Here is a 21664-nt window from a genome sequence, read left to right as displayed (position 1 = left end):
CGAGCGGGTCAGCGGTCAGCGGTCGCCGGGCTCGAGGTCGTCCGGCTGCTGGGGCGTGGTGGTGTGGTCGTCCTGCTGTCGCCGGGACCGCCACACCAGGAGGCGCACCCCGACGGCGAACGTCATCCCGATGACGACCACGACGACGAGCGCGATCGCCTGCACCGGGGTGGTGGCGGCCAGCAGGACGGCGCCCACGCCGGGCATCAGGACGGAGCGTGCACGCGCTGCTGCGCGGCGAGCAGGCCGACCTCGGCGATCGCCTCGACCGCGTCCGCGGCGTCCGCCAGCAGGATCGGCAGGGTCTTCTTCTCGGCTGCGGCGAAGTCGCGCAGCACGTAGTCGGCGGGGTCCTGCCGACCGGGCGGCCGACCGATGCCGACCCGCACGCGGGTGAACTCGTTCGTGCCGGTGGCCTTGATGATGTCCCGCAGGCCGTTGTGCCCGCCGTGCCCGCCGCTGCCCTTGAGACGGACGGTGTCGAACGGCAGGTCGAGCTCGTCGTGCACGACGACGAGGTCGGCCGGGGTGGCGCTGTAGAACCCGAGCACCGAGGAGACCGGACCGCCCGAGGTGTTCATGAACGACGCTGGCTTCGCCAGCACGAGTCGCGTGCCGCCGGGCACCAGGCGCCCCTCGGCGACCTGGTTCGGCGTCTTGTGCTTCTTGAACGTCGCTCCCATGCGGGACGCGAGTTCGTCGAGGACCATCTGGCCGACGTTGTGGCGGTTGCCGGCGTAGCCGGGCCCAGGGTTCCCGAGCCCGACCACGACGAGCGTCTCGCCCGTCATCAGCTCTGCGCCATCAGCGTCGACCAGATGCCCACGAGGTGGGTGTTACTCGGAGACCGGCTCGGAGCCGCCCTCGGCACCGGCTTCGGCGCCGGCCTCGGCCGAGGCCTCGTCGGCGGCGTCGTCGTCGGCGGTGCCGCGCGGGGTGACGATCTGGACGACGAGCGCCTCGCCGTCGGTCTCGAGCTCGGCGCCCTCGGGGAGTTCGAGCTGGGCGGCGGTGATCTGCGCGCCGTCCTCGAGGCCCTCGACGTCCACGGTGACGTGCTCCGGGATGTCCGTGGCGAGCACGAGCAGCGAGACCGTGTTGAGGTCCTGCACGTGGATGGTGCCGGAGAAGGACTCGCCCTCGACCACGACGGGCACGTCGACCGTGACCTTCTCGCCGCGGCGCAGGACCACGAGGTCGATGTGCTCGATGATCTGGCGCACCGGGTCACGCTGGACGTCCTTGACGAGGGCGAGCTGCGCGGTGCCCTCGATGTCGAGGTCGACGACCGCGTTCGCGGTACGGACGAGCAGCATGGTCTCGTGGCCGGGCAGCGAGATGTGCTTCGGCTCGGTGCCGTGGCCGTAGACGACGGCGGGGATCTTGTCGGCGGCGCGGAGCTTGCGCGCAGCACCCTTGCCGAACTTGGTGCGGACGTCCGCTGCGAGCTTGGTGTAGTCGGCCATGGTGCCTCCTGGTCTCGGGGGTCGACACCGGCGGTCCGGCATCGTGGGGGTCTGTGGTGTTGCAACTCGAACGCGTGCACGCGTGAGGAACGTTCCCTGGGCTGGGCCGGGTCTCCCACCGCGTCGATCACGGCCGCTTGCGCGGCCCTCGCCGAAGTCAATCCCTGAGTCTAGCAGGACGCTCCGGGCGTGTCGCACCGCGTCCTGCCGGTGACCGGGAGACGGACGGGAGGCCCGTGGCGGGGTCGCCACGGGCCTCCCGTCCCTCGGTCGGTACCGCCCCGATCCGTCAGTGGCCGGCCGCGACCGCCCGCTCCGGCACCTTGAGGAACGACAGCACGACGAAGGCGACGACGTAGAGACCGACGAACGTCCACACGACGCCCGCGGCGCCGCCCCACGGCAGCACGGCGCTGACGACGGCGTTGCCGAGGAAGGTCGCTCCCCCGGCCGCCGTGGCGTACATGGCCATCGCGGCGCCGCGGCGGTCCTCGCCGGCGAAGGCGGGGACGATGGCGCCCATCGGCGTGAAGCCGGCGAGCATGATGCCGAACACGGTGCCCGCCGCCGTGGCGAGCCAGAAGCCCCACTCCGACCCGGCAGGCACGAGGTGCGGCACGTACCACCAGGCGAGCAGCCCGACGGCCGAGGCCGCGATGCCGAACCACTTGACGGTGCGGATCCAGCCGATGCGGTCGCCGAGGGCGCCGAAGAACGCGTTGAACAGGATGTTGCCGGCGTAGACGATGACGGTCATCGTGAGCCACTTCGACTGTCCCCAGCCGAGTTCCGTGCCGATCACCGTTGGCATGATCACGAACATGCCGAACTCCGGTGCCGTGTTCACGAGCCGGATGAGCACGGCGAGCAGGACCTTCGGTCGCTTGACGCAGACCTCGATGCCGCTGGCGAGCACCCGGGCGGCGGAGAGCGAGCGCGGCGCGATCCGGCCGAGGCCGGTCGGCTCGTGGACACCGAACCGGACGATCGCCCAGCCGGCCGCGACGAACAGGAGCGACAGCGCCATCGAGCCCGTCTCGCCCCGCTGACCGCCGCCGAACGCCGGGATCGAGCCGATCGCGATGAGCGAGCCGAGCGTCGGCAGACCGCCCGTGAACACGACGTAGAACCAACCGACGGCGGTGGCGTTCCGCTCGCGGGCGACCGTGTGGTTCACCCAGCAGAGGAACGAGAACGCGAACAACGGGAAGCCGAGCCCGCGCAGGAAGTACGTCAGCGCGATCAGTCCGACCGACCCGGTGGACAGCGCCGCGAGGAACGCGACCTGGAACACGACCCAGAGCACGGCGCCGACGGTCATCACCCGGCGCGGACCCCAGAGCTCCGACAGCACGCCGGCGGCGTACGACGCGACGAGGACCGCGACGCCGTACAGGCCGATCACCATCGCGGCACTGTCGGAGCCGCCGGATCCGAGGGTCCCTGCGATGTGCGGCGCGATGAAGTTCGACTCGATGCCGTCGCCGGTCATGAAGACGAGGACGCCGAGGAAGCCCCAGCGCAGCGGGTGCGGGATGCCGAGGCGGGCGAGGAGTCCCTGGCGGGCGGGTGCTGCTGCTGCTGACGGTGGCGCGGCGGTGCCGGACTCGGTTGCGGTCACGCCGTTCGGCGGCGTGAGGGTGCTGGTGCGGGTGGTGCGGGGTTCCGACATGTGTCGTCTCTCCTGGAGGGCCCCGGAGTGCTCGACCCGGCATCGCGGCATGTCTCCGGGGTGCGCCGCGCGCCTCGCAACACCCTGCCCGCGCAGTGGCTGCGGGCAGGGTGTTGCGTCGGCGATGATGCGAGTCCTGTACCCGGGGTGCCCCGTGCTGCTGTCGAGGGCGGCTCCCGGCGGACCATCGCCGGCCCGAAGCATGGTGCCCGAGATTAGACCGCTCCAACGCAGTCCGTCAAGAACGACAACTGTTGCGTAACGATCTGGGCGGGCGGGGCGGTTCCGCGCGTACGGAGCTGTTCCGCGCGTGGTGAGACGTTCCGCGCGTCGGAAGCCGTTCCTTCCGCCTGCCGACGCGCGGAACAGCTTCCTACAGCGCGTGCGATGGGACGGAACGGTCAGCGGCCGAGGGTCCGACGGTGCTCCTGGGCCGCCGCGAGCACCTCGCGGGCACGGTCGCTCGCGGCCTCGGCGTCGTCGCGCGCCTGTCCGAGGCGTTCGACCTCGGCCTCGGCCCGCTCGAGTTCGTGCCGCAGCTCGGCGCGGCGGTCCTCGGCGGCATCGAGCTCCTCCGACGCCGCGTCGAGTGCCGCGTCGGCGTCGCGCGAGTCGGTCCGCGCCGCCGTCTCCGCCCGGCGCGCAGCCTTCCGCTCCGCGGCGAGGTCGCGCTCCGGCTCGGGCTGCGGCTCGTCGACCTCGGGACCGTCCGGCTCCGGTCGGTCCCGCTGCCCCGACCGCGACTGCCGTGAGGCACGACTCCCCTTCCGCGCACCCCTCGCGCTGGCGATCGGGATGGGTGGGGCATCGCTGCCGGACCAGGCGTCCGGCACCGCGTCCGGATCCGCGAGCACCCCGTCGAGGTCGACCGCGTCGAACCCCACGCTCTCCAGCGGCGCGATGAGCAGCCCCGAGCGGACGGCCGCGCCCGCGTGCGGGTCGGCCATCGCCGCCTCGATCGTCGCGCGGACCTGGGCGAGCACCGCCGGCGTGACGGGGTGCCCGGCGTCCGCGGCGAGGTCCGCCCCGGCCCGGGCGAGCGCGTCGACGACCTCGGTCCGCTGCCGTCGGAGCGTCCGGATGACGTCGGGGTCCGCGTCGGCCTGCGCCTTCCGGAGCGCCGGCCCGAGGTCGACCGCGTCGTCGAGCGCGCCGTCGGCGGCGAGCAGGTCGATGACCCACGCGGCGGGCGCGGGCTTGCGGAGTCCGCCGATCGCCGTGGCGAGGTCGCGGTCCTCCGTGCGGACCGACCGCTGCCGCGCCGACCGCTCGGCGACGAAGTCCGCGGGCGCGACGAGGAGCAGTGCCCTCGCCTCGTCCGCGAACCCCATGCGGTCCAGCTTGCCCGCTACCAGTCGTGGACGGTGCCGTCGGCGAGGCGGTTGAACGGCAGGTACGCCTGCTCGTACGGGTACTTGCCGGCCTCGTCGATGTCGAGCGAGACCCCGAGGCCCGGCTCGTCGCCCGGGTGCAGCAACCCGTCGGTGAAGGTGAACGTCTGCCGGAACACCTGGTTCGTCTGCGGTCCGTGCTGCATGTACTCCTGGATGCCGAAGTTGTGGATCGCCAGCCCGAGGTGCATCTGCGCCGCGAGGCCCACCGGTGAGATGTCGGTCGGACCGTGGAACCCGGACTTGACCTGGTACAGCGCGGCGTAGTCCATGGTCTTCTTCAGCGGGGAGATGCCGCCCATGTGCGTGACGGCGCCGCGGACGTAGTCGATGAGCTGGTCGCGGATGATGTCCTTGAAGTCCCAGATGGTGTTGAAGACCTCGCCGATCGCGAGCGGCGTCGTGGTGTGCTGCCGGACGAGCTTGAGGGCCTCCTGGTTCTCGGCCGGGGTGCAGTCCTCGAGCCAGAACAGGTCGTACGGCTCGAGCGACTTGCCGAGCTTGGCGGCCTGCAGCGGGGTCATCCGGTGGTGGCCGTCGTGCAGCAGCGGCAGTTCGGGGCCGAACTCGTTGCGGACGGCCTCGAACACGGTGGGCACGTGGCGCAGGTAGGCGCGGGTGTCCCAGTCCTCCATGGCGGGGAACGCGCCGCGCTGGGCCGGCTCGAAGTCGTAGCGGACACCCTCGTTGCCCGACGTGGTCTTGTTCGACGCGATGCCGTAGATGCTCTCGAGGCCGGGGACACCGGTCTGCACGCGGATCGAGTGGTAGCCCTCTTCCTGGTGCTCGCGGATCGAGTCGAACAGCTCGGGCAGTTCCTTGCCGGAGGCGTGCCCGTACGCCATCAGCCCGGTGCGCGAGGCGCCACCGAGCAGCTGGTACAGCGGCATCCCGGCGACCTTCGCCTTGATGTCCCAGAGCGCCATGTCGACCGCGGCGATCGCCGCCATGGTGACGGGCCCGCGGCGCCAGTACGACGAGCGGTACAGGAACTGCCAGGCGTCCTCGATGCGGCTGGCGTCGCGGCCGACGAGCAGCGGGACGACGTGCTCGGACAGGTACGCGGAGACGGCGAGCTCGCGGCCGTTCAGCGTCGCGTCGCCGAGGCCGGTGACGCCGTCGGCGGTGGTGATCTTCAGCGTCACGAAGTTGCGGTTCGGGCTCGTGACGATGACCTCGGCACGGTCGATGAGCTGCCCGCGGTCCGCCGAGGCCCACGTGTCCGGACGCCCGGCGGTCGGGTCGGTCGCGGCGCCGGCGTCGGTCGCGCCCGGCACCGGGGCCGCGGGGTTCGTGGTGGTGTCGGTCATGCGGTGACTCCTTCGTCGGTGCTCGTGCGGTCGGTCGCGGTCGCGGATGCGGATGCGGTGCTCGTGGCCCGGATGCGGTCGCGCGCTCCGGTGCCCGCGGCCCGGATGCGGTCGGCCGCCGCGGTGATCGCGGCGACCACGGGGGTGGTGTCGAGGTCGGGGGCGACGACGCGCAGGACGTCGTGCACGTCCGAGTCTGCCCCGGGCGCTCCGGCGTCGTCCACGAGGTCGGGCTGCGTGGTGACGTGGAGCCACCACGCGGCGAGCGCCGTCGCGGCGCCGGGTCCGATGCCGGCGGACGGGTCACGGGCGAGCCGGTGGCGGAGCACGTCGACGACCCGGACGGGCAGCTTCTGCGACCCGCCGGACGCGATCTGCCGGAGGGTGTGCCGGATGCGCGGGTTGCGGAACCGCTCGACCAGGGCCGTCCGGGCCGCGTCGACCTCGGGGCCGGGCAGCGGGAGCTCGGCCGCGGCCTCGTCCCACAGCTCCTCGACGGCGGTGCGGCAGGTCGGGTCGTCGATCGCGGCGGCGACGGTGTCGTGTCCGCGCAGCAGGCCGAGGTACGCGAGCAGCGAGTGCGACCCGTTGAGCAGCCAGAGCTTCCGCTGCTCGAACGGGGTGACGTCGTCGACGATGCGCACGCCGGCGGTCTCCCAGGCCGGGCGGTCGAGCCCTGCGAAGCCGTCCTCGAGGACCCACTCGGCGAACGGCTCGGTCACCACGGGCACCCGGTCGCCGTCGAGCGCACCGGGGAGCTCCGCCAGCGCCGTCACGTCGACGTCGGTCGTGGCCGGGGTGATCCGGTCGACCATCGACGAGGGGAACGCGACGTTCGCGTCGATCCAGTCCTGCAGCGCAGGGTCGGACACGGCGGACGCCACCGCGTCACGGAGGACGTCGCCGTTGTGGGTCAGGTTGTCGAGGCTGACCAGCGCGATGCGCCCCGCCCCGGCGGCACGCCGGGCGTCGAGCCCCGCGGCCAGCCGGGCGGGGACGTCGGACCCGGACCGGTAGCCCTGCTCGGTGACCGTCAGCGTGACGACGGTCGTCTCCGGGGACGCGACCGCGTGCCTCCAGGCCGCCTCGTCGCTGCCCGGGTGGGCGGCCACGATCGTGTCGACCACCTCGGCCTCGTCGCCCGAGGCGGCGCGGGTGACGAGCGTGTAGCGGCATTCCTGGGCGCCCAGGGCGTCCGCCACCGTTGCCGAGCGGCCGGTGAAGGCGGTGATGCCCCACGGCTCCCCCGTGGCATGGGCGGTGTACCAGGCGAGGTGAGCGCGCGCGAACGCTCCCACCCCCAGGTGGACGATGCCCGGGCGGCGGTCGGTCATGCCGCCACCGGCACGAGGGACCGCAGGTACGCCAGGTTGTCGGCGGTGCGGGCTGCGAGCGGCAGGTCGGTGGAGAAGTCCTCGATCGTGACCCAGCCGTCGTACCCGACCTGGCGGAGGGCGTCGAGGTACTCGGACACCGAGGCCTGTCCGGTGCGCAGCGGTGCCCACTCGTTCCGCCAGGTGCTGCTGCCGTCGGCCCGGGTCTCGCCGGTGTCGACCCAGCGGGCGTTCTTCACGTGCGCGTGGGCGAGGTACGGGCCGAGGAGCTCGAACGCGGCGAGGTGGTCCTCCTGCCCCTCGATGACGAGGTTGCCGAGGTCGTGGATGACGCCGACGTGCTCCGGATCGAGGCCGTCGACGAGCCGGAGCGCTGCCGACGCCGAGGGGGTGATCGTCATGTGGTGCAGCTCGACGAGCGCCTTGACACCGAGTTCGGCCGCGCGCCCGGCGGCCCACTCGAGGTCGGCGCGGGTGCGGTCGAACAGCTGCGGGTACGTCGCACCCGTGCGCTCCTGCTCGCGTCGGTACCACGGCATCGTCACCCGCACCTGACGGGCGCCGAGCTCGGACGTCACACGGAGCATCGTCTCGGTGCCCTCGTGGTCGGACACCGGCTGGTAGCCGCCGATGCCGGAGTACCCGAGACCGGCGTCGTCCGTGATCCGGGCGATCTCCCCCACCCGGTCGGCGATGCCGGTGTACTGCCAGGTCGACCGGTTGCCGGCCCAGAAGCCGGAGGAGCCGTCCTCGGTGCGGTCGTCGACGATGCGCCACTCGATGCCGTCCCAGCCCTGCTCGGCGAGGGTCTGCGCGGCTTCGGACGGGGTCCAGTCGGGGGTCGAGGCGGTGAACACGGAGAACTTCATCGGGTGGCTCCTCCTGTTGCACGGGCGGTCGTCGGTGTGCCGACGACGGGGACGACGTCGTCGTACGCACCCTCGATGACGTCGTCGATCCGGACGGGCTTGCCGAGCGTCGCACTGACGTAGAGCCCGCGGACGGTGGCGAGCGACACGAGGGCCGTCTCGACCGTGACGCCCGGCTCGCGGCCCTGCCGGATCGCGTCGACGATGTCGGTGTACTGCCGCGCGTGCCCGGCGGCGAAGTGGTCGGGTTCGGCCGGGCCGCCGACGACGTGCTCCGGCGGGACGACGTCGTCCTTCTGGTCGACCGCTCCGGCGACCGCGGTGGCGTTCGCCGTGGTCGAGGCGGACTCGAGCGTGGCGCTGTCCGGCGCGACGTGGAAGTAGGCGAGCCGGTCGTCGTCGACGACCGCCGACCCCTGCGTGCCGTAGACGGCGTACCGCGCGGAGAGCCCCGGGTAGGCGGCGGTCGTGCAGTGGACGACACCGAGCGCTCCGCCGGCGAACCGGACGGTGGCGACGGCGGTGTCCTCGACCTCGATGCGGTCGTGTGCCAGGAGTGCGGTCTGCGCGGAGATCTCAACCGGTCGTCCGAGCGCCCACACGAGCAGGTCGACGGTGTGGACGCCCTGGTTCATGACGGCGCCGCCGCCGTCGAGGTCCCAGGTGCCGCGCCAGTCGCCGGAGTCGTAGTAGCCCTGCGACCGGTACCAGGCGACGCTCGCGACACCCGAGGTCACGGTGCCGAACCGGCCGTCGTGGGCTGCCCCGGCGACGACGGCGGAGGCCGGGTCGAACCGGTGCTGGCTGATGACGCTCGTGACGAGTCCCCGGTCGCGAGCGGCGGCGACGAGCGCCGCGATCTGCCGGGCCCTGGGCATCGTGGTGTCGAGCGGCTTCTCGATGACGACGTGCTTGCCGGCGGCCAGGGCGGCCTCGGCGAGTTGCACGTGCATGCCGGACGGCGAGCAGATCGCGACGACGTCGACGTCGGTCTGCGCGATCGCGTCCTCGATGGTGGACGTCGTGATCGGCCGGGTGACGCCCGTCGCCTCGACCTCGTCGGCGGCACTCGTGGCGGCGGCGGGGATCGCGTCGACGAGGGCGACGACCTGCAGGTCGGGGTGGTGCACGGCGACCTTCGCGTGGTGGCGTCCGATGACGCCGGCGCCGACGACTGCCAACTTCAGTGGGGTGGTCATCGCAGGGTGACTCCGATCTGGTCGGTGAGGGTGCGGAAGGCGCGACCGGCGCGACCGAAGGCCGCGGGGCCGGAGAACCCGCCGAGGGAGGTGACGTCGGCCAGGTGCGGCTCGAGCGAGGCGTAGCCGGAGTACCCGGCGTCGCGCAGGGCGGTGAGCGTCTGCAGCAGTTCGCCGTCGCCCTCCCCCGCCGGGACGACCGACGAGTCAGCGGCGAGGGCGTCCTTGACCTGCAGGTAGTCGACGTACGGGGCGAGCTGCGCCCAACCGTCGGTGAACGGCTTGACCCCGCACTGCACGTAGTTGGCGTTGTCCCAGGCCAGGCGGAGCGCGGGCGACCCGACGCTCTCGACGATGTCGAGCACCCGCGCCGGGACGTCGCCGTAGATGTCCTTCTCGTTCTCGTGGAGCAGCGTCACTCCTTCCCGAGAAGCCAGGTCGGCGAGCGCACGCATCCGGACGAGGACGTCGTCGCGGACGTCGCCCGGCTGCCGGCCCTCGAAGTAGAACGAGAAGATCCGGATGTTCGTGGTGCCGAGGGCGTGCGCCGCGGCGATCGCGCGGCGGAGTCGTCCGACCTCGTGCTCGACCGGCTCGTCGACCGGCACCTTGCCGATCGGCGACGCGATGGCGGACACGGTCTGGCCGCGCTCGTCGAGCAGGCGGTGCAGCCCGGCGAGTTGCTCGTCGTCGAGGTCGACGACGTTCACACCCCAGGCGCTGCGGACCTCGATGGCGCTCGCGCCGAGCGCCTGCAGGACCGCGACCTGGACGACCGGGTCGGCGTCGATCTCGTCCCCGAAACCGGAGAGTTCCCAACTGAGCTGGGTCATGGCATTCCCTTCGTGGGTTCGGACGGGAGGCGCGTGGCGGGGTCGCACCGCGCCTCCCGTCCGATCGATGGTTGCGTTCGCTACTTGACGGAGCCGGCGGTGAGGCCGCCGACCAGGTAGCGCTGGAAGACGAGGTACAGGGCGACGACCGGCACGGCGCAGACGATCGAGGCGGCCATCATCTGGCCGTAGATCGGGACGGCGCCGCCCTCCTGCGCGGTGCCGAGCACCTGCAGGACCACGGCGACGGTCCGCGTGTTCGGGGTCGTCATGATCGTGGAGAACAGGACGTCGTTCCAGCCGAGCAGGAAGGCGAAGATCGCGGAGACGACGATGCCGGGCCAGGACAGCGGCAGGACGATCTTCGTCAGGATCTTCGTGCTCGAGGCGCCGTCGATGCGCGCCGCTTCCTCGAGTTCCTTCGGCAGCCCGCGCAGGTAGGTGACCATCACCCACGTCGAGAACGGCAGGGCGAACGTCAGGTAGGTGACGAACAGGCCCCAGCGGGTGCCGATGATCTGTACGCCCGTGGCGCTCGCGATGTTCGAGAAGACGACGAACACCGGCAGCAGCAGGAGCGTGCCCGGGATCGACTGCAGCGCGAGCAGCCCGCGCAGGATGGTGAGCCGGCCGAGGAACCGGAACCGGACCAGCACGTACGCGGTGGACACGGCGAGCGCGGCGCTCGCGACGGCCACCGCCCCGGCGGTGAGCATCGAGTTCACCAGGCCCTGCCCGAGGGCGACCGTCGACCAGATGTCGACGTAGTTCGACAGCGTGAACGCGGACGGGAAGTACTCGCCCCGGGCGACGGCGACGTCCGAGTTCACCGAGCCGAACACGATGTACAGGACCGGGACGGCGATGAACGCGACGAGGACCGCGATCACCGTGACGAGCAGCCACCGGGGCAGCAGGCGGGTGACGTCGGTGTCGTAGGGGCGCTTCCCGCGGCGCCCGGGTGCCGTGATGCTCTCGGTGAGCGTGGACGTGGGTCGGGTGGTCGTCGTGAACGCGCTCATGCTCGTGCTCCGTCGATGTCTGCGGCCGCGGCCGGGGTGGCTGCCGCGAGCGTGGCGCGGTCGGCGCGCCGTTGCTTCCGGCCGGGTCCGGCGTCGTCGCCCGTGTCGAGCTGCACGGCTCGCAGGTAGACGAACAACGGGATGGCGACGATCACGAGCGAGCAGATCGCCATGGCCGCGGACAGGCCGAAGCGGAACGACTGGAAGCTCGCGATGTACGTCAGGACGGGCATCACCTCGACGCTCGACGGCAGCGGGTTGCCGAAGAGCACGAACGGCAGGGTGAAGTTGTTGATGTTGTGCAGGATCGAGATGATCACCGCCAGGCTCAACGGGCCGCGCAGGTACGGGAAGACGATGTACCGCAGCTTCGCCCACCAGGTCACCCCGTCGAGGGCGGCGGCCTCGTGCACCTCGTTGGCGACGGCCTGCAGCCCGGCGAGGGACAGCAGGTAGACGAACGGCCAGCTCGTCCACACCATCACGCCGGCGAGCGCCCAGTACGACGCGGACCCGTTCAGCCAGAGGACGTCGGTGTGCAGCGTGGCGTTCACCACGCCCTGCGGTTGCAGCATCGTGCGGAAGAAGGTGCCGACGACGAACGCGGGGAGCACGTACGGGATGAGGTAGACCGAGCGGACCAGCCCGCGACCGGGGAACCGGTTCTGGGTGGAGATCGCGGCGGCGACGCCGATCGGCACGGTGACGACGGTGACGAGCACCGACAGGGACACCGAGATCCAGATCGAGTGGAGCAGCGGTGAGTCGGTGAAGGCCTCGGCGAAGTTGGCGAAGCCGACGAACGGGGCGCTGAACCACTGCCGCAGCGTGTACTGGTCGAGGTCGAGCATCGCGATGAACAGGCCCACCAGGAGCGGCACCACGATCACGGCGAGCATGAGGACGCCGCCGGGCAGGAGCATCCAGAGCGGACGCTCCTTCTTGTACAGCGGCGTCGTGCCGTGCGGCCGCACCTGCGGGGCCGGCGTGCGGTCGGTGCGCGGCCGGGTCTGCGTGCTGGTCATCACAGACCTCCGTTCTTCTGACGGTCGAGGGTGGACTGGGCGTCGCGCTGCGCCGCTGCGAGTCGTGCACGGAGCTGGTCGTCGGTGACCTCGCCGCGCTTCAGCGAGGGGATCGACTGCACGACGACGTCGACGAGCGAGAGCTGGATGTCCGACCAGGCACCCGTGAAGGCGGTCGGCTTCGACAGTTCGCCTGCGCGGACGATGGGTGCCAGGTCGGGGTTCGCCGTCGCGACGCGGTCGGCGGCCTCGGCGTTCGTCGGCAGTTGGCCGAACAGCTCGAAGTAGCGTTCCTGGGCGGCCGGGGCGGAGACCTGCCGCACGAAGGCGAAGGACAGGTCCTGCTTCGTGCCGTAGTCGGCGACGACGAGGTTGTCGCCGGACAGGATGCTCGCGGCCTCGACGCCGTCGGCCGGACGCTCCGTCGCCCCCGGGGGCACGGTGGGCAGCAGCGCGTAGGAGTACTTCCCGTCGACCTTCGAGCCCTGCAGCGAGTTGAGCGAGGTCGTGGTGGTCATCGGGAAGAAGGCCGCCTTGCCGTCGGCGAACTGCGCGAGGGCCTGCGGGTTGTTCCACCCGATCGCGGCCGGGTCGACGACGCCGTCCTTCGTCACCCAGTCGAAGTAGGTGCGGTACGCCTGCTCGACCGCGGTCGTGTCGATCTCGACCGTCGTCCCGTCGACCAGCGTGTTGCCGGCGTTCTGCGCCATGCCCCAGACGAACTTCCAGGGGTCGAAGCCGTCGGCGTAGGCGATCGCCATGCCGTACGTCCCGTCGCCCGTGGTGGCCTTCGCATCTGCGGTCAGCTGGTCCCAGGTGGTCGGCGGCTCGGTGATGCCAGCGCGCTCGAGGAGCTCGTCGTTGACGGCCATCACGAACGGCCGGCTGGCGAACGGGATGCCGATCTGCTTGCTCGCGCTCGGCCCGGAGATGCCGAGGGAGGCCGGGGAGAACTGGTCCTTCCCGCCGACGGCGTCCCACTCGTCGGCACCCATCTCGACGAAGGCGCCGGTGGCGTACGCGGTCGGGGTGAAGGTCGTGCCGATGGCGTACACGTCGGGGCCCTGCCCGGAGATGACGCTCGTCTGGATGGCGGTGAGTTCCTCCTGCGGGGTGGAGTAGGTCTCCCACTGGATGTCGGCGCCGGTCGTCCGCTTGAACGCGGCAGCGGTCTCCTGCTGCCACTGCTTGCGTTCCTTCGGGTACGTCGTGTCGGCGCCCATCATCACGCGGAGGGTGTCCGGGTCGTCGCCGCTGCCGTCCACCACGGCGCAGCCCTGCAGGGAGAGCGCGGTGAGGGCGATCACCGCGACGGCACCGACGAGGGTGCGGGGCTTCAGTCTTCGCGTCTTCACGGGGGTTTCCTCCTCGAGACCTCCTCCGGGCGGCACTGCCCGGTGACACCACTGTCCCGGTGGTGGCAACAGGCGGCAACCGGTTGCCACTTGTTGCCAGAGCCGCCTACGTTCGCCTCGTGAGCGAACTCGACACCGACGTCGGCAGCACGGTCCGACGCGTCACCATCCGCGACATCGCCGTCGCGACCGGGGTGGCGCCGTCCACCGTGTCCCGTGCGCTCTCCCTGCCCGACCGCGTCAACCCGACCACGCAGCAGCGCATCCAGCGGGCCGCCCGCGACCTCGGCTACGTCGCGAACTCGCAGGCGCGCGCACTGACATCCGGACGCACCCGGGCGGTCGCCGTGCTCGTGTCCGACATCACCAACCCGTTCTACTTCGACGTCATCCGCGGCACGCAGCACCAGCTCGCCGCCGCCGGGTGGACGCAACTGCTCGTCGACACCGAGGAGTCCGCCGAGGCCGAGACGGCCGCCCTCAGCGCGATCGGCGCGAAGGCCGACGGGGTGGTGCTCACCGCCTCACGCCTGTCCGACGCGCAGATCGCCCGGGTCGCCGCACGCCTGCCGCTCGTCGTCGTGAACCGCCGACCCGAGGGGGTGCCCTCCGTGCTCATCGACACCCCCGGCGGCGTCGAGCAGGCGGTGCAGCACCTCGTCTCACTGGGGCACCGCGACGTCCTGTACGTCGCCGGGCCGGACAGCTCGTGGTCGAACGAACGCCGGTGGCGGGCACTCGTGCGGGTCGCGAAGCGCCTCGGCGTCCGCGTCGCACGGGTCGGACCCCACGCACCGTTCGTGGACTCCGGAGCGGCAGCCGCAGACGCCGCCGTGCACGCCGGAGCCACCGCCTGCATCGCCTTCAACGACCTCATCGCCATCGGTATGCTCGCCCGCCTGCGCGAACGCGGCGTCCGGGTGCCCGAGGACATGAGCATCGTCGGCTGCGACGACATCTTCGGCGCCGACTTCTGCAACCCGCCGCTCACCACGATGACCTCGCCGATCGAGCGGGCCGGACGGGTCGCGATCCGGATGCTCCTCGGCCGACTCGGCGCGGACCTGGCCGACGACCCGTCCGGGGAGCACGCGTCCGGCGCCGTCGCCCTGCCCACCCACCTGACCGTGCGGGAGTCGACCGGCCCAGCACCGGCCTGACGCACTGCTCGCTCGTCCCCGCGCTTCCCGCTCGTCCCCGCTCGTCCCGCTCTAGCCGCTCTTCCCCCGCTCGTCCCCCGCTCGTCCCCGCTCGTCCCCGCTCGTCCCCGCTCGTCCCCGCTCGTCCCCGAAGGAGTCGACGATGACCCAGACCACCGCCACCCGTCTCGCACCGCACGCCGACCGGCTGTTCCCCGCCGACCCGGCGGCCCGCCGGGTCGCCCGCACGGTGTACGCCGCCGTCGAGGACGCCCCGATCATCTCGCCGCACGGGCACGTCGACGCCGCGACCATCGCCGCCGACCAGCCGTTCCCGGACCCGGCGGCACTGCTCGTCACGCCCGACCACTACGTGCTCCGGCTGCTGCACGCCAACGGCGTCCCGCTCGAGGCGCTCGGTCGCGACCCGCACCACCAGCCCGACGGCCGCTCGGTGTGGCGGCACCTGGCCGAGCACTGGGACGACTTCCTCGGCACCCCGGTGCGGTACTGGTTCGAGACGGAGCTGCACGACGTCTTCGGGCTGACGGAGCAGCCGTCGCGGCAGAACGCGGACGCCCAGTACGACCACCTCGCCGACCTGCTCACGACACCGGCCTTCCGCCCGCGCGCACTGTTCGACGCCTTCGGCATCGAGGTCCTCGCCACCACCGACGGCCCCGCCGACGACCTCGCCGCGCACGCGCAGCTCGCCGCCGACCCGACCTTCACCGGCCGGGTGGTCCCCACCTTCCGCGCGGACGCCGTCTTCGACCCGTCGCGATCGGACTGGAGGCACGTGGTCGCGGCCGTCGGACAGGCCGCCGGCATCGAGACGGGCACCCACGCAGGACTGTTGGCAGCACTCCGCGCGCGTCGCCGGTACTTCATCGAGCACGGCGCGACCGCCACCGACACCGGCGTGCTCGACGCCGGTTCCACGCCGCTGTCCGCCACCGAGCGCGAACGCATCCACGCCGCCGCGCTCCGCGGTGACGTCTCGACCGCGGAGGCCACCGCCTACCGCCACGACATGCTCTACCGCTGGGCCGAGATGAGCGTCGAGGACGGCCTCGTCATGCAGCTGCACCCCGGCATCATCCGGAACCACCACACGCCGACGCTCGAGCGCTTCGGGCCGGACACCGGGCACGACCTGCCCGCCGTCGGCGCGTTCACCACCCCGCTGCGCCCGCTGCTCGAGGCCTTCGGCACCGCACCCGGGTTCCACCTCGTGCTGTTCACCGTCGACGAGACGGTGTTCTCGCGTGAGATCGGACCGCTCGCCGGCTTCTACCCCGCCGTCTACGCGGGGGCACCCTGGTGGTTCATCGACACCCCGGCGGCGATCGCGCGCTACCGGTCGGCCGTCACCGACTCGGCGTCGTTCACGAAGACCTCGGGCTTCATCGACGACACCCGCGCCTACTGCTCGATCCCCGCGCGGCACGACATGGCCCGGCGTGCGGACGCGGCGTACCTGGCGTCCCTCGTGGTCGCGCACGAGATCAGCGAGGAGGACGCCGTCCGCACTGCACAGCGCATCGTCTCCGACATCCCGCGGGCGACGTTCAAGCTGTAGCCCGGTCGACGCCGGATCGCCGGTACGGTCGGACGATGGGCACCGACGTCACCGCCGCGTACGCCGCGCGGGCCAGCGAGTACGCGGAGCACCTCGGGTCGATGGACCGCGTGCACGCCGACGACCGGCAGCACGTCACGGCGTGGGCCGACGGCGCCGGCGAGCGGATCCTCGACGCCGGGTGCGGGCCCGGCCACTGGAGCGCGCACCTGGCGGACCGAGGCCACGCGGTGCTCGGCATCGACGCCGTGCCCTGGTTCGTCGACCACGCGCAGCGCGTCCACGGCGGTGCCGGCGCGCACGGCGGCAGCGCCGCGTTCCGGGTCGGCTCCGTCGACGCGCTCGACCTGCAGGACCGGACCGTGGACGGGGTCCTGGCCTGGTACTCGCTGATCCACCACGCCCCCGACCGCCTCGCCGTCCCGCTCGCCGAGATCCGTCGGGTGCTCCGCCCGGGCGGGAGCCTGCTCGTCGGGTTCTTCGAGGGCCCGACGGTCGAGCCCTTCGACCACGCGGTGGTCGGCGCGCACCGGTGGTCGGTGCCGGCGATGGTGGAGGTGCTCGTCGACCAGGGGTTCGACGTGCACGACACCCGCACCCGGACGGACGACGGTCAGCGCCCGCACGCCGCCGTCACGGCTGCCACCCGCGGGTGACGAGGCCGGTCTCGTAGGCGAAGACCACCAGCTGGGCCCGGTCCCGCGCGCCGAGCTTGATCATCGCGCGGGACACGTGCGTCTTCGTGGTGAGCGGGCTGATGAACAGGCGCGCGGCGATCTCGGCGTTCGTCATGCCGACCCCGACGAGCTGCATGACCTCGCGCTCGCGGTCGGTGAGCACCCCGAGCTCCGGCGCGAGCGACGCCGGCTTCGCGTGCGTCGCGTACGCCTCGACGAGGGAGCGGGTGGCGCGCGGTGAGAGCAGGGAGTCGCCGGCGACGACGGTGCGGACGGCACGCAGGAGCTCCGCGGGCTCGGTGTCCTTGACGAGGAACCCCGCGGCACCGGCCCGGATCGCCTCGAAGACGTAGTCGTCCTGCTCGAAGGTCGTCAGGATCACGACGTGCAGGGCGTCGAGCTCGGGGTCCTCGCCGATCAGCCGGGTCGCGGTCAGGCCGTCGGTCCCCGGCATCCGGACGTCCATGAGGACGACGTCGGGGCGGAGGCTCCGGGCGAGCGCCACCGCCGCGTCACCGTCACCCGCCTCGCCGACCACGGCCATCCCCGGCTCGGCGTCGACGAGCGCGCGGAGCCCCGCTCGGACGAGCACCTGGTCGTCGACGAGCAGGACACGGATGTCGGTCATCGGGGGTCCTCCGTCAGCACGTCGGGCGTGCGTCCCGTGTCGGGCCCGCGGTCCGGGTCGGGTCCGCGGTCCGGGTCGGGTCCGCGGTCCTGGTCGGGTCTGCGGTCCGGGTCGGGCGGCCCGTCGGTCTGCGCCGGCAGCCGAGCGGCGACCCGCCAGCCGCCCTCCCGCATCGGGCCGGCACGCAGGTCACCGCCGACGGCGGAGGCCCGCTCGCGCATGCCGATGATGCCGTTGCCGGTCGACCCGATGCCGGGCGACCCGGTGCCCCTGGACCCCGTGCCGACCGAACCTGTGCCGACCGAACCTGTGCCGACCGTCCCCGTACCGAACGGCCCCGTACCGACCGACCCCGTACCGAACGAACCCCCGGCGACCGACCCTTGCGCAACTGACCCTTCAGCGACCGACCCTTCGGCGACCGACCCCGCGGCACCGGACGGGTCCGGTGCCACGGCCGCATCGCCGGCACGCGGACGGTCTTCGACCACGAGGTCGACGACGTCCGGCCCGACGACCACCTCGACGCGGACGGCGTGCCCCGGTGCGTGCTTCATGACGTTCGTGACGGACTCCTGCACGATGCGGAATGCACTCCGGCCGCTGGTGCCCCGGACCGTCGACGGGTCGCCGTCGAGGTGCAGGACGATCTCGATCCCCGCTGCCCGCGCCCGGGCCACCAGGTCGGGCAGACGGTCGAGACCCGGCACCGGATCACGGTCAGGGTCGTCGGGATCGCCGTCGACCGACCGGAGCACCCCGAGGACCGTGCGCAGCTCGACGAGCGCCTGACGGCTCGAGTCACGGATGTCGGTCAGGGCGTCACGCGTGGCCGTCGGGAGCTCGGTACCGAGGTGCAGGGCCACCCCCGCCCGCAGGTTGATGAGGGACATGCTGTGGGCCACGGAGTCGTGCAGCTCGCGGGCGATGCGCACCCGTTCCTCGCCCGCACGGCGGCGTTCGGCCTCGGCTCGGGCGCGGCGTCGGTCGGCGACCCGTTCCGTGCGCACGCGGACGAGTTCGGACACCGCGATCGTCACCGTCAACCACGAGAGGGCGAGTAGGACCGTCGCGAGGTCGAGCACGGGGGAACGACCGAGCACGACGTCGGCGGTCGGCAGCGTCACGAGGGCGACCCCGGCGACGACCCAGACGGTGCGGCGGTGACCGCGCACCCACGCGTTCGCGATCGCCATCGTCAGCGCGGCGACGAACGGACCACGCGGCGAGACCACGACGGCGTACCCGACCGTCGTGACGAGGACCACGAGCAGGACCGCCCGCGGCCACCGCCAGCGCCACGGCAGCACGACGACACCGCCGACGAGCAGGGCGAGCGCGAGGGGGCCGAGCGCCACCGGGTCGACCGGCACCAGGTCGTCGTGCCGGGTCCAGGGCGGACCGCCCCGTCCGCCGAACGGGATGCGGGACGCCACGAGGGTGCCGAGGACCTGCACGACGGCGACCGGCAGCACGCGCCCGGTGCGGGCGAAGCGCACTCGACCCGTCGGCCGGGCTGGTGCCCGGTCGCGGTGGTCGGTGCGCTGTCCGGTGGTCATGCTCCGAGCCTAGGGTCGACCGCCGGCGCGGTCGTCCGGCCCGATGAGCACCTGTGGACTACTCCGTCGGGAGTACTCCGGTGCAGGAAGAGTCCCCCGTGCACGACTGCGGGAGGACACCGGACTGCGGCTCAGGGACGGACGCGGGACGGGCCTCCCGACCGGCAGGCTCGTCGTGTCGCGACCGCGGCACCGGAACCGACCACGGAGGTCACCATGTTCAGCACCATCACGGCAACCGCACTCACCTCGGCAGCGGCCCACGGGCCGCACTGGCAGGGCGGCGGGTTCCCCTTCTTCCTGTTCCCGGGGTTCGTCGTCCTGACGTTCCTCGTCGTGTTCCTCGTGTTCGGGGTGCTCCGTCGGGGCAGCTGGCGCGCACGCTCCGACGCCCGCGGCGTGCTCGCCGATCGGTTCGCCCGCGGGGACATCGACGCCGAGGAGTACCGCTCCCGACTGTCCGAGCTCAGCCGGAAGTGACCGCGAGCGCGGCGGTGATCGCCCGGACCGTGTCGTCGACCGACCCGTCGATCGGCACGGCGACGGCGTGCTCGTCGGCCTCGGGCCGTTCGAGCGTCGCGAACTGCGAGTCGAGCAGCGACGCCGGCATGTACTCGTGGTGCCGGTGCGCCTGCCGGTCCGCGATGAGGTCTCGCGACCCGTCGAGGAACGCGATGACCAGGCCGGGCGCCGAGCGCCGCAGACGGTCGCGGTACACGCGCTTCAGGGCCGAGTTCGCCATCACGCAGCGCGAGCCGTCGGCCTCGACGGCCGCGATGCGCTCGGCGCAGGCGTCCAGCCACGGCCAGCGGTCCTCGTCGGTGAGCGGGATGCCCTGCCGCATCTTCTCCTTGTTCGCGGCCGGGTGCAGGTCGTCGGCGTCCACGAAGACGCTCGGCTCGCCGCGCTCCGCCAGGGCGTCGGCGACGGCCTGCCCGATGGTCGACTTGCCGGAACCGGAGACACCCATCACGAGGACCGGCGGGAGGACAGCGCGCTCGTTCATCCCTCCACAGTATTGACCGGCCGTCCGGCCGTCCCCAGTTGCCGTCGCTCCTGTGCGGACCCAGGACCGGGATCGTAGGTTGGGGCCGAGACGTCCGGACGAAGGAGACGACGTGGCAGACAACGACGCAACCGAGCAGGACCCGAAGGCCAACATCGGGGTGATCGGTCTCGCGGTGATGGGTTCGAACCTCGCGCGGAACCTCGCCTCGCGCGAGGGCAACACGGTCGCGGTCTACAACCGCACCTACGCCCGCACCGAGGAACTCATGCAGGAGCACGGCGACGCCGGCTTCATCGCGTCCGAGGACATCGACGGCTTCGTCGCCTCCCTGACGAAGCCCCGCACCGCGATCATCATGGTGCAGGCCGGCAAGGGCACCGACGCCGTCATCGAGCAGCTCGCCGAGCGCTTCGAGGAGGGCGACATCATCGTGGACGGCGGCAACGCCAACTTCCACGACACCATCCGCCGCGAGCGCGAGCTGCGCGAGAAGGGCCTCAACTTCGTCGGCACCGGCATCTCCGGCGGCGAAGAAGGGGCGCTCAAGGGCCCGTCGATCATGCCCGGTGGGTCCGACGAAGCCTGGGAGACGCTCGGCCCGATCCTGAAGTCGATCGCCGCCGTGGCCGAGGGCGAACCCTGCGTGACGCACGTCGGCACCGACGGCGCCGGCCACTTCGTCAAGATGGTGCACAACGGCATCGAGTACGCCGACATGCAGCTCATCGCCGAGTCCTACGACCTGCTCCGCCGCGTCGGAGGCCACTCCGTCGAGGACCTCGTGCAGGTCTTCCAGCAGTGGAACGAGGGCGACCTCGAGTCGTACCTGATCGAGATCACCGGTGAGGTGCTCAAGCAGCACGACCCGGAGACCGGCACGGCGCTGGTCGACGTCATCCGCGACGAGGCCGGGTCGAAGGGCACCGGCGTGTGGACCGTGCAGAACGCGGTCGGACTCGGCGTCCCCGTCTCCGGCATCGGCGAGGCCGTGTTCGCCCGAGCCGTGTCGTCGAAGCCGGCGCAGCGCTCGGCCGTCCAGCGCGCGTTCCCCGACCGCCCCGAGATCGCAGCGGTCCCCGACGGGTTCGAGGACGACGTCCGCGCCGCCCTGTACGCGTCGAAGGTCGTCGCCTACGCGCAGGGGTTCGACCTCATCATCGCCGGTGCGAAGGAGTACGACTGGGACATCGACCTCGGTGACATGGCGAAGATCTGGCGCGGCGGCTGCATCATCCGTGCGCAGTTCCTCAACCGCATCGTCGAGGCCTACGACAAGAACCCGGAGCTCGAGAGCCTGCTCGTCGACCCGTACTTCGCCGACGCCGTGAAGGAGGGCGAGGCCGCGTGGCGTCGCATCGTCGGCATCGCGGCCGCTTCGGGGATCCCGGCGCCCGGGTTCTCGTCGGCGCTGGCGTACTTCGACTCGCTCGCGTCCGAGCGGCTGCCCGCCGCGCTGATCCAGGGACTGCGCGACTTCTTCGGCGCGCACACCTACCAGCGCGTCGACAAGGACGGCACGTTCCACACGCTCTGGTCCGACGACGACCGGCGCGAGGTCGAGCAGGAGCCGTCGACGCACTGAGCGAGCTGCGCT

21 protein-coding genes are annotated in these 21664 nt (G+C 72.2%); 5 read left to right on the top strand and 16 right to left on the bottom strand.

Translation table 11 applies throughout. The features are described from left to right. Positions 1 to 15 precede the first annotated feature (15 nt). The 13 genes from DEI99_RS04070 to DEI99_RS04010 form a co-directional block, all read right to left on the bottom strand. Positions 16 to 207: a hypothetical protein gene (locus DEI99_RS04070; protein WP_111042997.1), complete on the bottom strand. Its 192-nt coding sequence runs from the start codon at positions 205 to 207 to the stop codon at positions 16 to 18. Then, complete coding sequence (gene pth / locus DEI99_RS04065; RefSeq protein ID WP_071253445.1) at positions 207 to 791, bottom strand: aminoacyl-tRNA hydrolase; 585 nt, start codon at positions 789 to 791, stop codon at positions 207 to 209. The genes DEI99_RS04070 and pth overlap by 1 nt, the downstream gene beginning before the upstream one ends. 45 nt (positions 792 to 836) lie before the next feature. After that, entirely contained in the window at positions 837 to 1466 is a 630-nt protein-coding gene (locus DEI99_RS04060; protein ID WP_071253282.1) for a 50S ribosomal protein L25/general stress protein Ctc, read from the bottom strand. A 289-nt stretch (positions 1467 to 1755) separates the two neighbouring features. Next, positions 1756 to 3138: an RbtT/DalT/CsbX family MFS transporter gene (locus DEI99_RS04055; protein ID WP_111042996.1), complete on the bottom strand. Its 1383-nt coding sequence runs from the start codon at positions 3136 to 3138 to the stop codon at positions 1756 to 1758. Positions 3139 to 3539: 401 nt separating this feature from the next. Continuing rightward, complete coding sequence (locus DEI99_RS04050) at positions 3540 to 4469, bottom strand: hypothetical protein (RefSeq protein ID WP_111042995.1); 930 nt, start codon at positions 4467 to 4469, stop codon at positions 3540 to 3542. A 17-nt stretch (positions 4470 to 4486) separates the two neighbouring features. Further along, on the bottom strand, positions 4487 to 5839 hold the full coding sequence (manD, locus tag DEI99_RS04045) for a D-mannonate dehydratase ManD (protein WP_258369649.1): 1353 nt from the start codon (positions 5837 to 5839) through the stop codon (positions 4487 to 4489). Then, the gene (locus tag DEI99_RS04040; protein ID WP_111042994.1) at positions 5836 to 7173 is read right to left on the bottom strand and encodes a mannitol dehydrogenase family protein; all 1338 of its coding nucleotides are present in this window, start codon (positions 7171 to 7173) and stop codon (positions 5836 to 5838) included. Before DEI99_RS04040 ends, manD begins: the two co-directional genes overlap by 4 nt. Beyond that, the gene (locus DEI99_RS04035) at positions 7170 to 8042 is read right to left on the bottom strand and encodes a sugar phosphate isomerase/epimerase family protein (protein WP_111042993.1); all 873 of its coding nucleotides are present in this window, start codon (positions 8040 to 8042) and stop codon (positions 7170 to 7172) included. The genes DEI99_RS04040 and DEI99_RS04035 overlap by 4 nt, the downstream gene beginning before the upstream one ends. Continuing rightward, complete coding sequence (locus DEI99_RS04030) at positions 8039 to 9241, bottom strand: Gfo/Idh/MocA family protein (protein ID WP_111042992.1); 1203 nt, start codon at positions 9239 to 9241, stop codon at positions 8039 to 8041. Before DEI99_RS04030 ends, DEI99_RS04035 begins: the two co-directional genes overlap by 4 nt. Further along, a complete protein-coding gene (locus DEI99_RS04025) occupies positions 9238 to 10074 on the bottom strand; it encodes a sugar phosphate isomerase/epimerase family protein (protein WP_111042991.1) in 837 nt (278 codons plus the stop codon). Before DEI99_RS04025 ends, DEI99_RS04030 begins: the two co-directional genes overlap by 4 nt. A gap of 80 nt (positions 10075 to 10154) precedes the next feature. Further along, entirely contained in the window at positions 10155 to 11096 is a 942-nt protein-coding gene (locus DEI99_RS04020) for a carbohydrate ABC transporter permease (RefSeq protein ID WP_111042990.1), read from the bottom strand. Next, positions 11093 to 12121: a carbohydrate ABC transporter permease gene (locus DEI99_RS04015; RefSeq protein ID WP_111042989.1), complete on the bottom strand. Its 1029-nt coding sequence runs from the start codon at positions 12119 to 12121 to the stop codon at positions 11093 to 11095. The genes DEI99_RS04020 and DEI99_RS04015 overlap by 4 nt, the downstream gene beginning before the upstream one ends. Continuing rightward, positions 12121 to 13476 carry an ABC transporter substrate-binding protein gene (locus DEI99_RS04010; protein ID WP_111042988.1) on the bottom strand — a complete coding sequence of 452 codons (1356 nt, stop codon included), beginning with the start codon at positions 13474 to 13476 and terminating at the stop codon, positions 12121 to 12123. The genes DEI99_RS04015 and DEI99_RS04010 overlap by 1 nt, the downstream gene beginning before the upstream one ends. 119 nt (positions 13477 to 13595) lie before the next feature. On the opposite strand from DEI99_RS04010, the gene DEI99_RS04005 reads away from it, so the two are divergent. The 3 genes from DEI99_RS04005 (at position 13596) to DEI99_RS03995 (ending at position 16853) form a co-directional block, all read left to right on the top strand. Further along, entirely contained in the window at positions 13596 to 14636 is a 1041-nt protein-coding gene (locus tag DEI99_RS04005; protein ID WP_111042987.1) for a LacI family DNA-binding transcriptional regulator, read from the top strand. A 142-nt stretch (positions 14637 to 14778) separates the two neighbouring features. Then, positions 14779 to 16197: a glucuronate isomerase gene (uxaC, locus tag DEI99_RS04000; protein WP_111043047.1), complete on the top strand. Its 1419-nt coding sequence runs from the start codon at positions 14779 to 14781 to the stop codon at positions 16195 to 16197. 35 nt (positions 16198 to 16232) lie between these two features. After that, entirely contained in the window at positions 16233 to 16853 is a 621-nt protein-coding gene (locus DEI99_RS03995; RefSeq protein ID WP_111043039.1) for a class I SAM-dependent methyltransferase, read from the top strand. On the opposite strand, the gene DEI99_RS03990 is transcribed toward DEI99_RS03995, so the two are convergent. Both DEI99_RS03990 and DEI99_RS03985 read right to left on the bottom strand, forming a co-directional pair. Then, the gene (locus DEI99_RS03990; protein ID WP_071253298.1) at positions 16831 to 17502 is read right to left on the bottom strand and encodes a response regulator transcription factor; all 672 of its coding nucleotides are present in this window, start codon (positions 17500 to 17502) and stop codon (positions 16831 to 16833) included. The genes DEI99_RS03995 and DEI99_RS03990 overlap by 23 nt on opposite strands. Continuing rightward, positions 17499 to 19061, bottom strand: coding sequence for a histidine kinase (locus DEI99_RS03985; RefSeq protein ID WP_111043040.1), 1563 nt, complete (start codon positions 19059 to 19061; stop codon positions 17499 to 17501). Before DEI99_RS03985 ends, DEI99_RS03990 begins: the two co-directional genes overlap by 4 nt. Positions 19062 to 19277: 216 nt before the next feature. Between DEI99_RS03985 and DEI99_RS03980 the strand changes: the two genes are divergently transcribed. Beyond that, a complete protein-coding gene (locus tag DEI99_RS03980) occupies positions 19278 to 19541 on the top strand; it encodes an SHOCT domain-containing protein (protein ID WP_071253302.1) in 264 nt (87 codons plus the stop codon). Here DEI99_RS03980 and DEI99_RS03975 read toward each other — a convergent pair. Continuing rightward, positions 19528 to 20067, bottom strand: a complete 540-nt coding sequence (locus tag DEI99_RS03975) for a gluconokinase (protein ID WP_111043041.1) — start codon at positions 20065 to 20067, stop codon at positions 19528 to 19530. The two genes, DEI99_RS03980 and DEI99_RS03975, sit on opposite strands and share 14 nt — an antisense overlap. Positions 20068 to 20179: 112 nt before the next feature. Here DEI99_RS03975 and gnd point away from each other — a divergent pair, with 112 nt between their 5' ends. After that, the gene (gene gnd / locus DEI99_RS03970; RefSeq protein ID WP_111043042.1) at positions 20180 to 21652 is read left to right on the top strand and encodes an NADP-dependent phosphogluconate dehydrogenase; all 1473 of its coding nucleotides are present in this window, start codon (positions 20180 to 20182) and stop codon (positions 21650 to 21652) included. Positions 21653 to 21664 lie beyond the last annotated feature (12 nt).

This window comes from Curtobacterium sp. MCLR17_036 (assembly GCF_003234445.2).
In the GTDB taxonomy this organism is placed as follows: domain Bacteria; phylum Actinomycetota; class Actinomycetes; order Actinomycetales; family Microbacteriaceae; genus Curtobacterium.
Note: the sequence above shows the minus strand (reverse complement) of the source record. Positions and strands in the feature narration are given on the sequence as shown.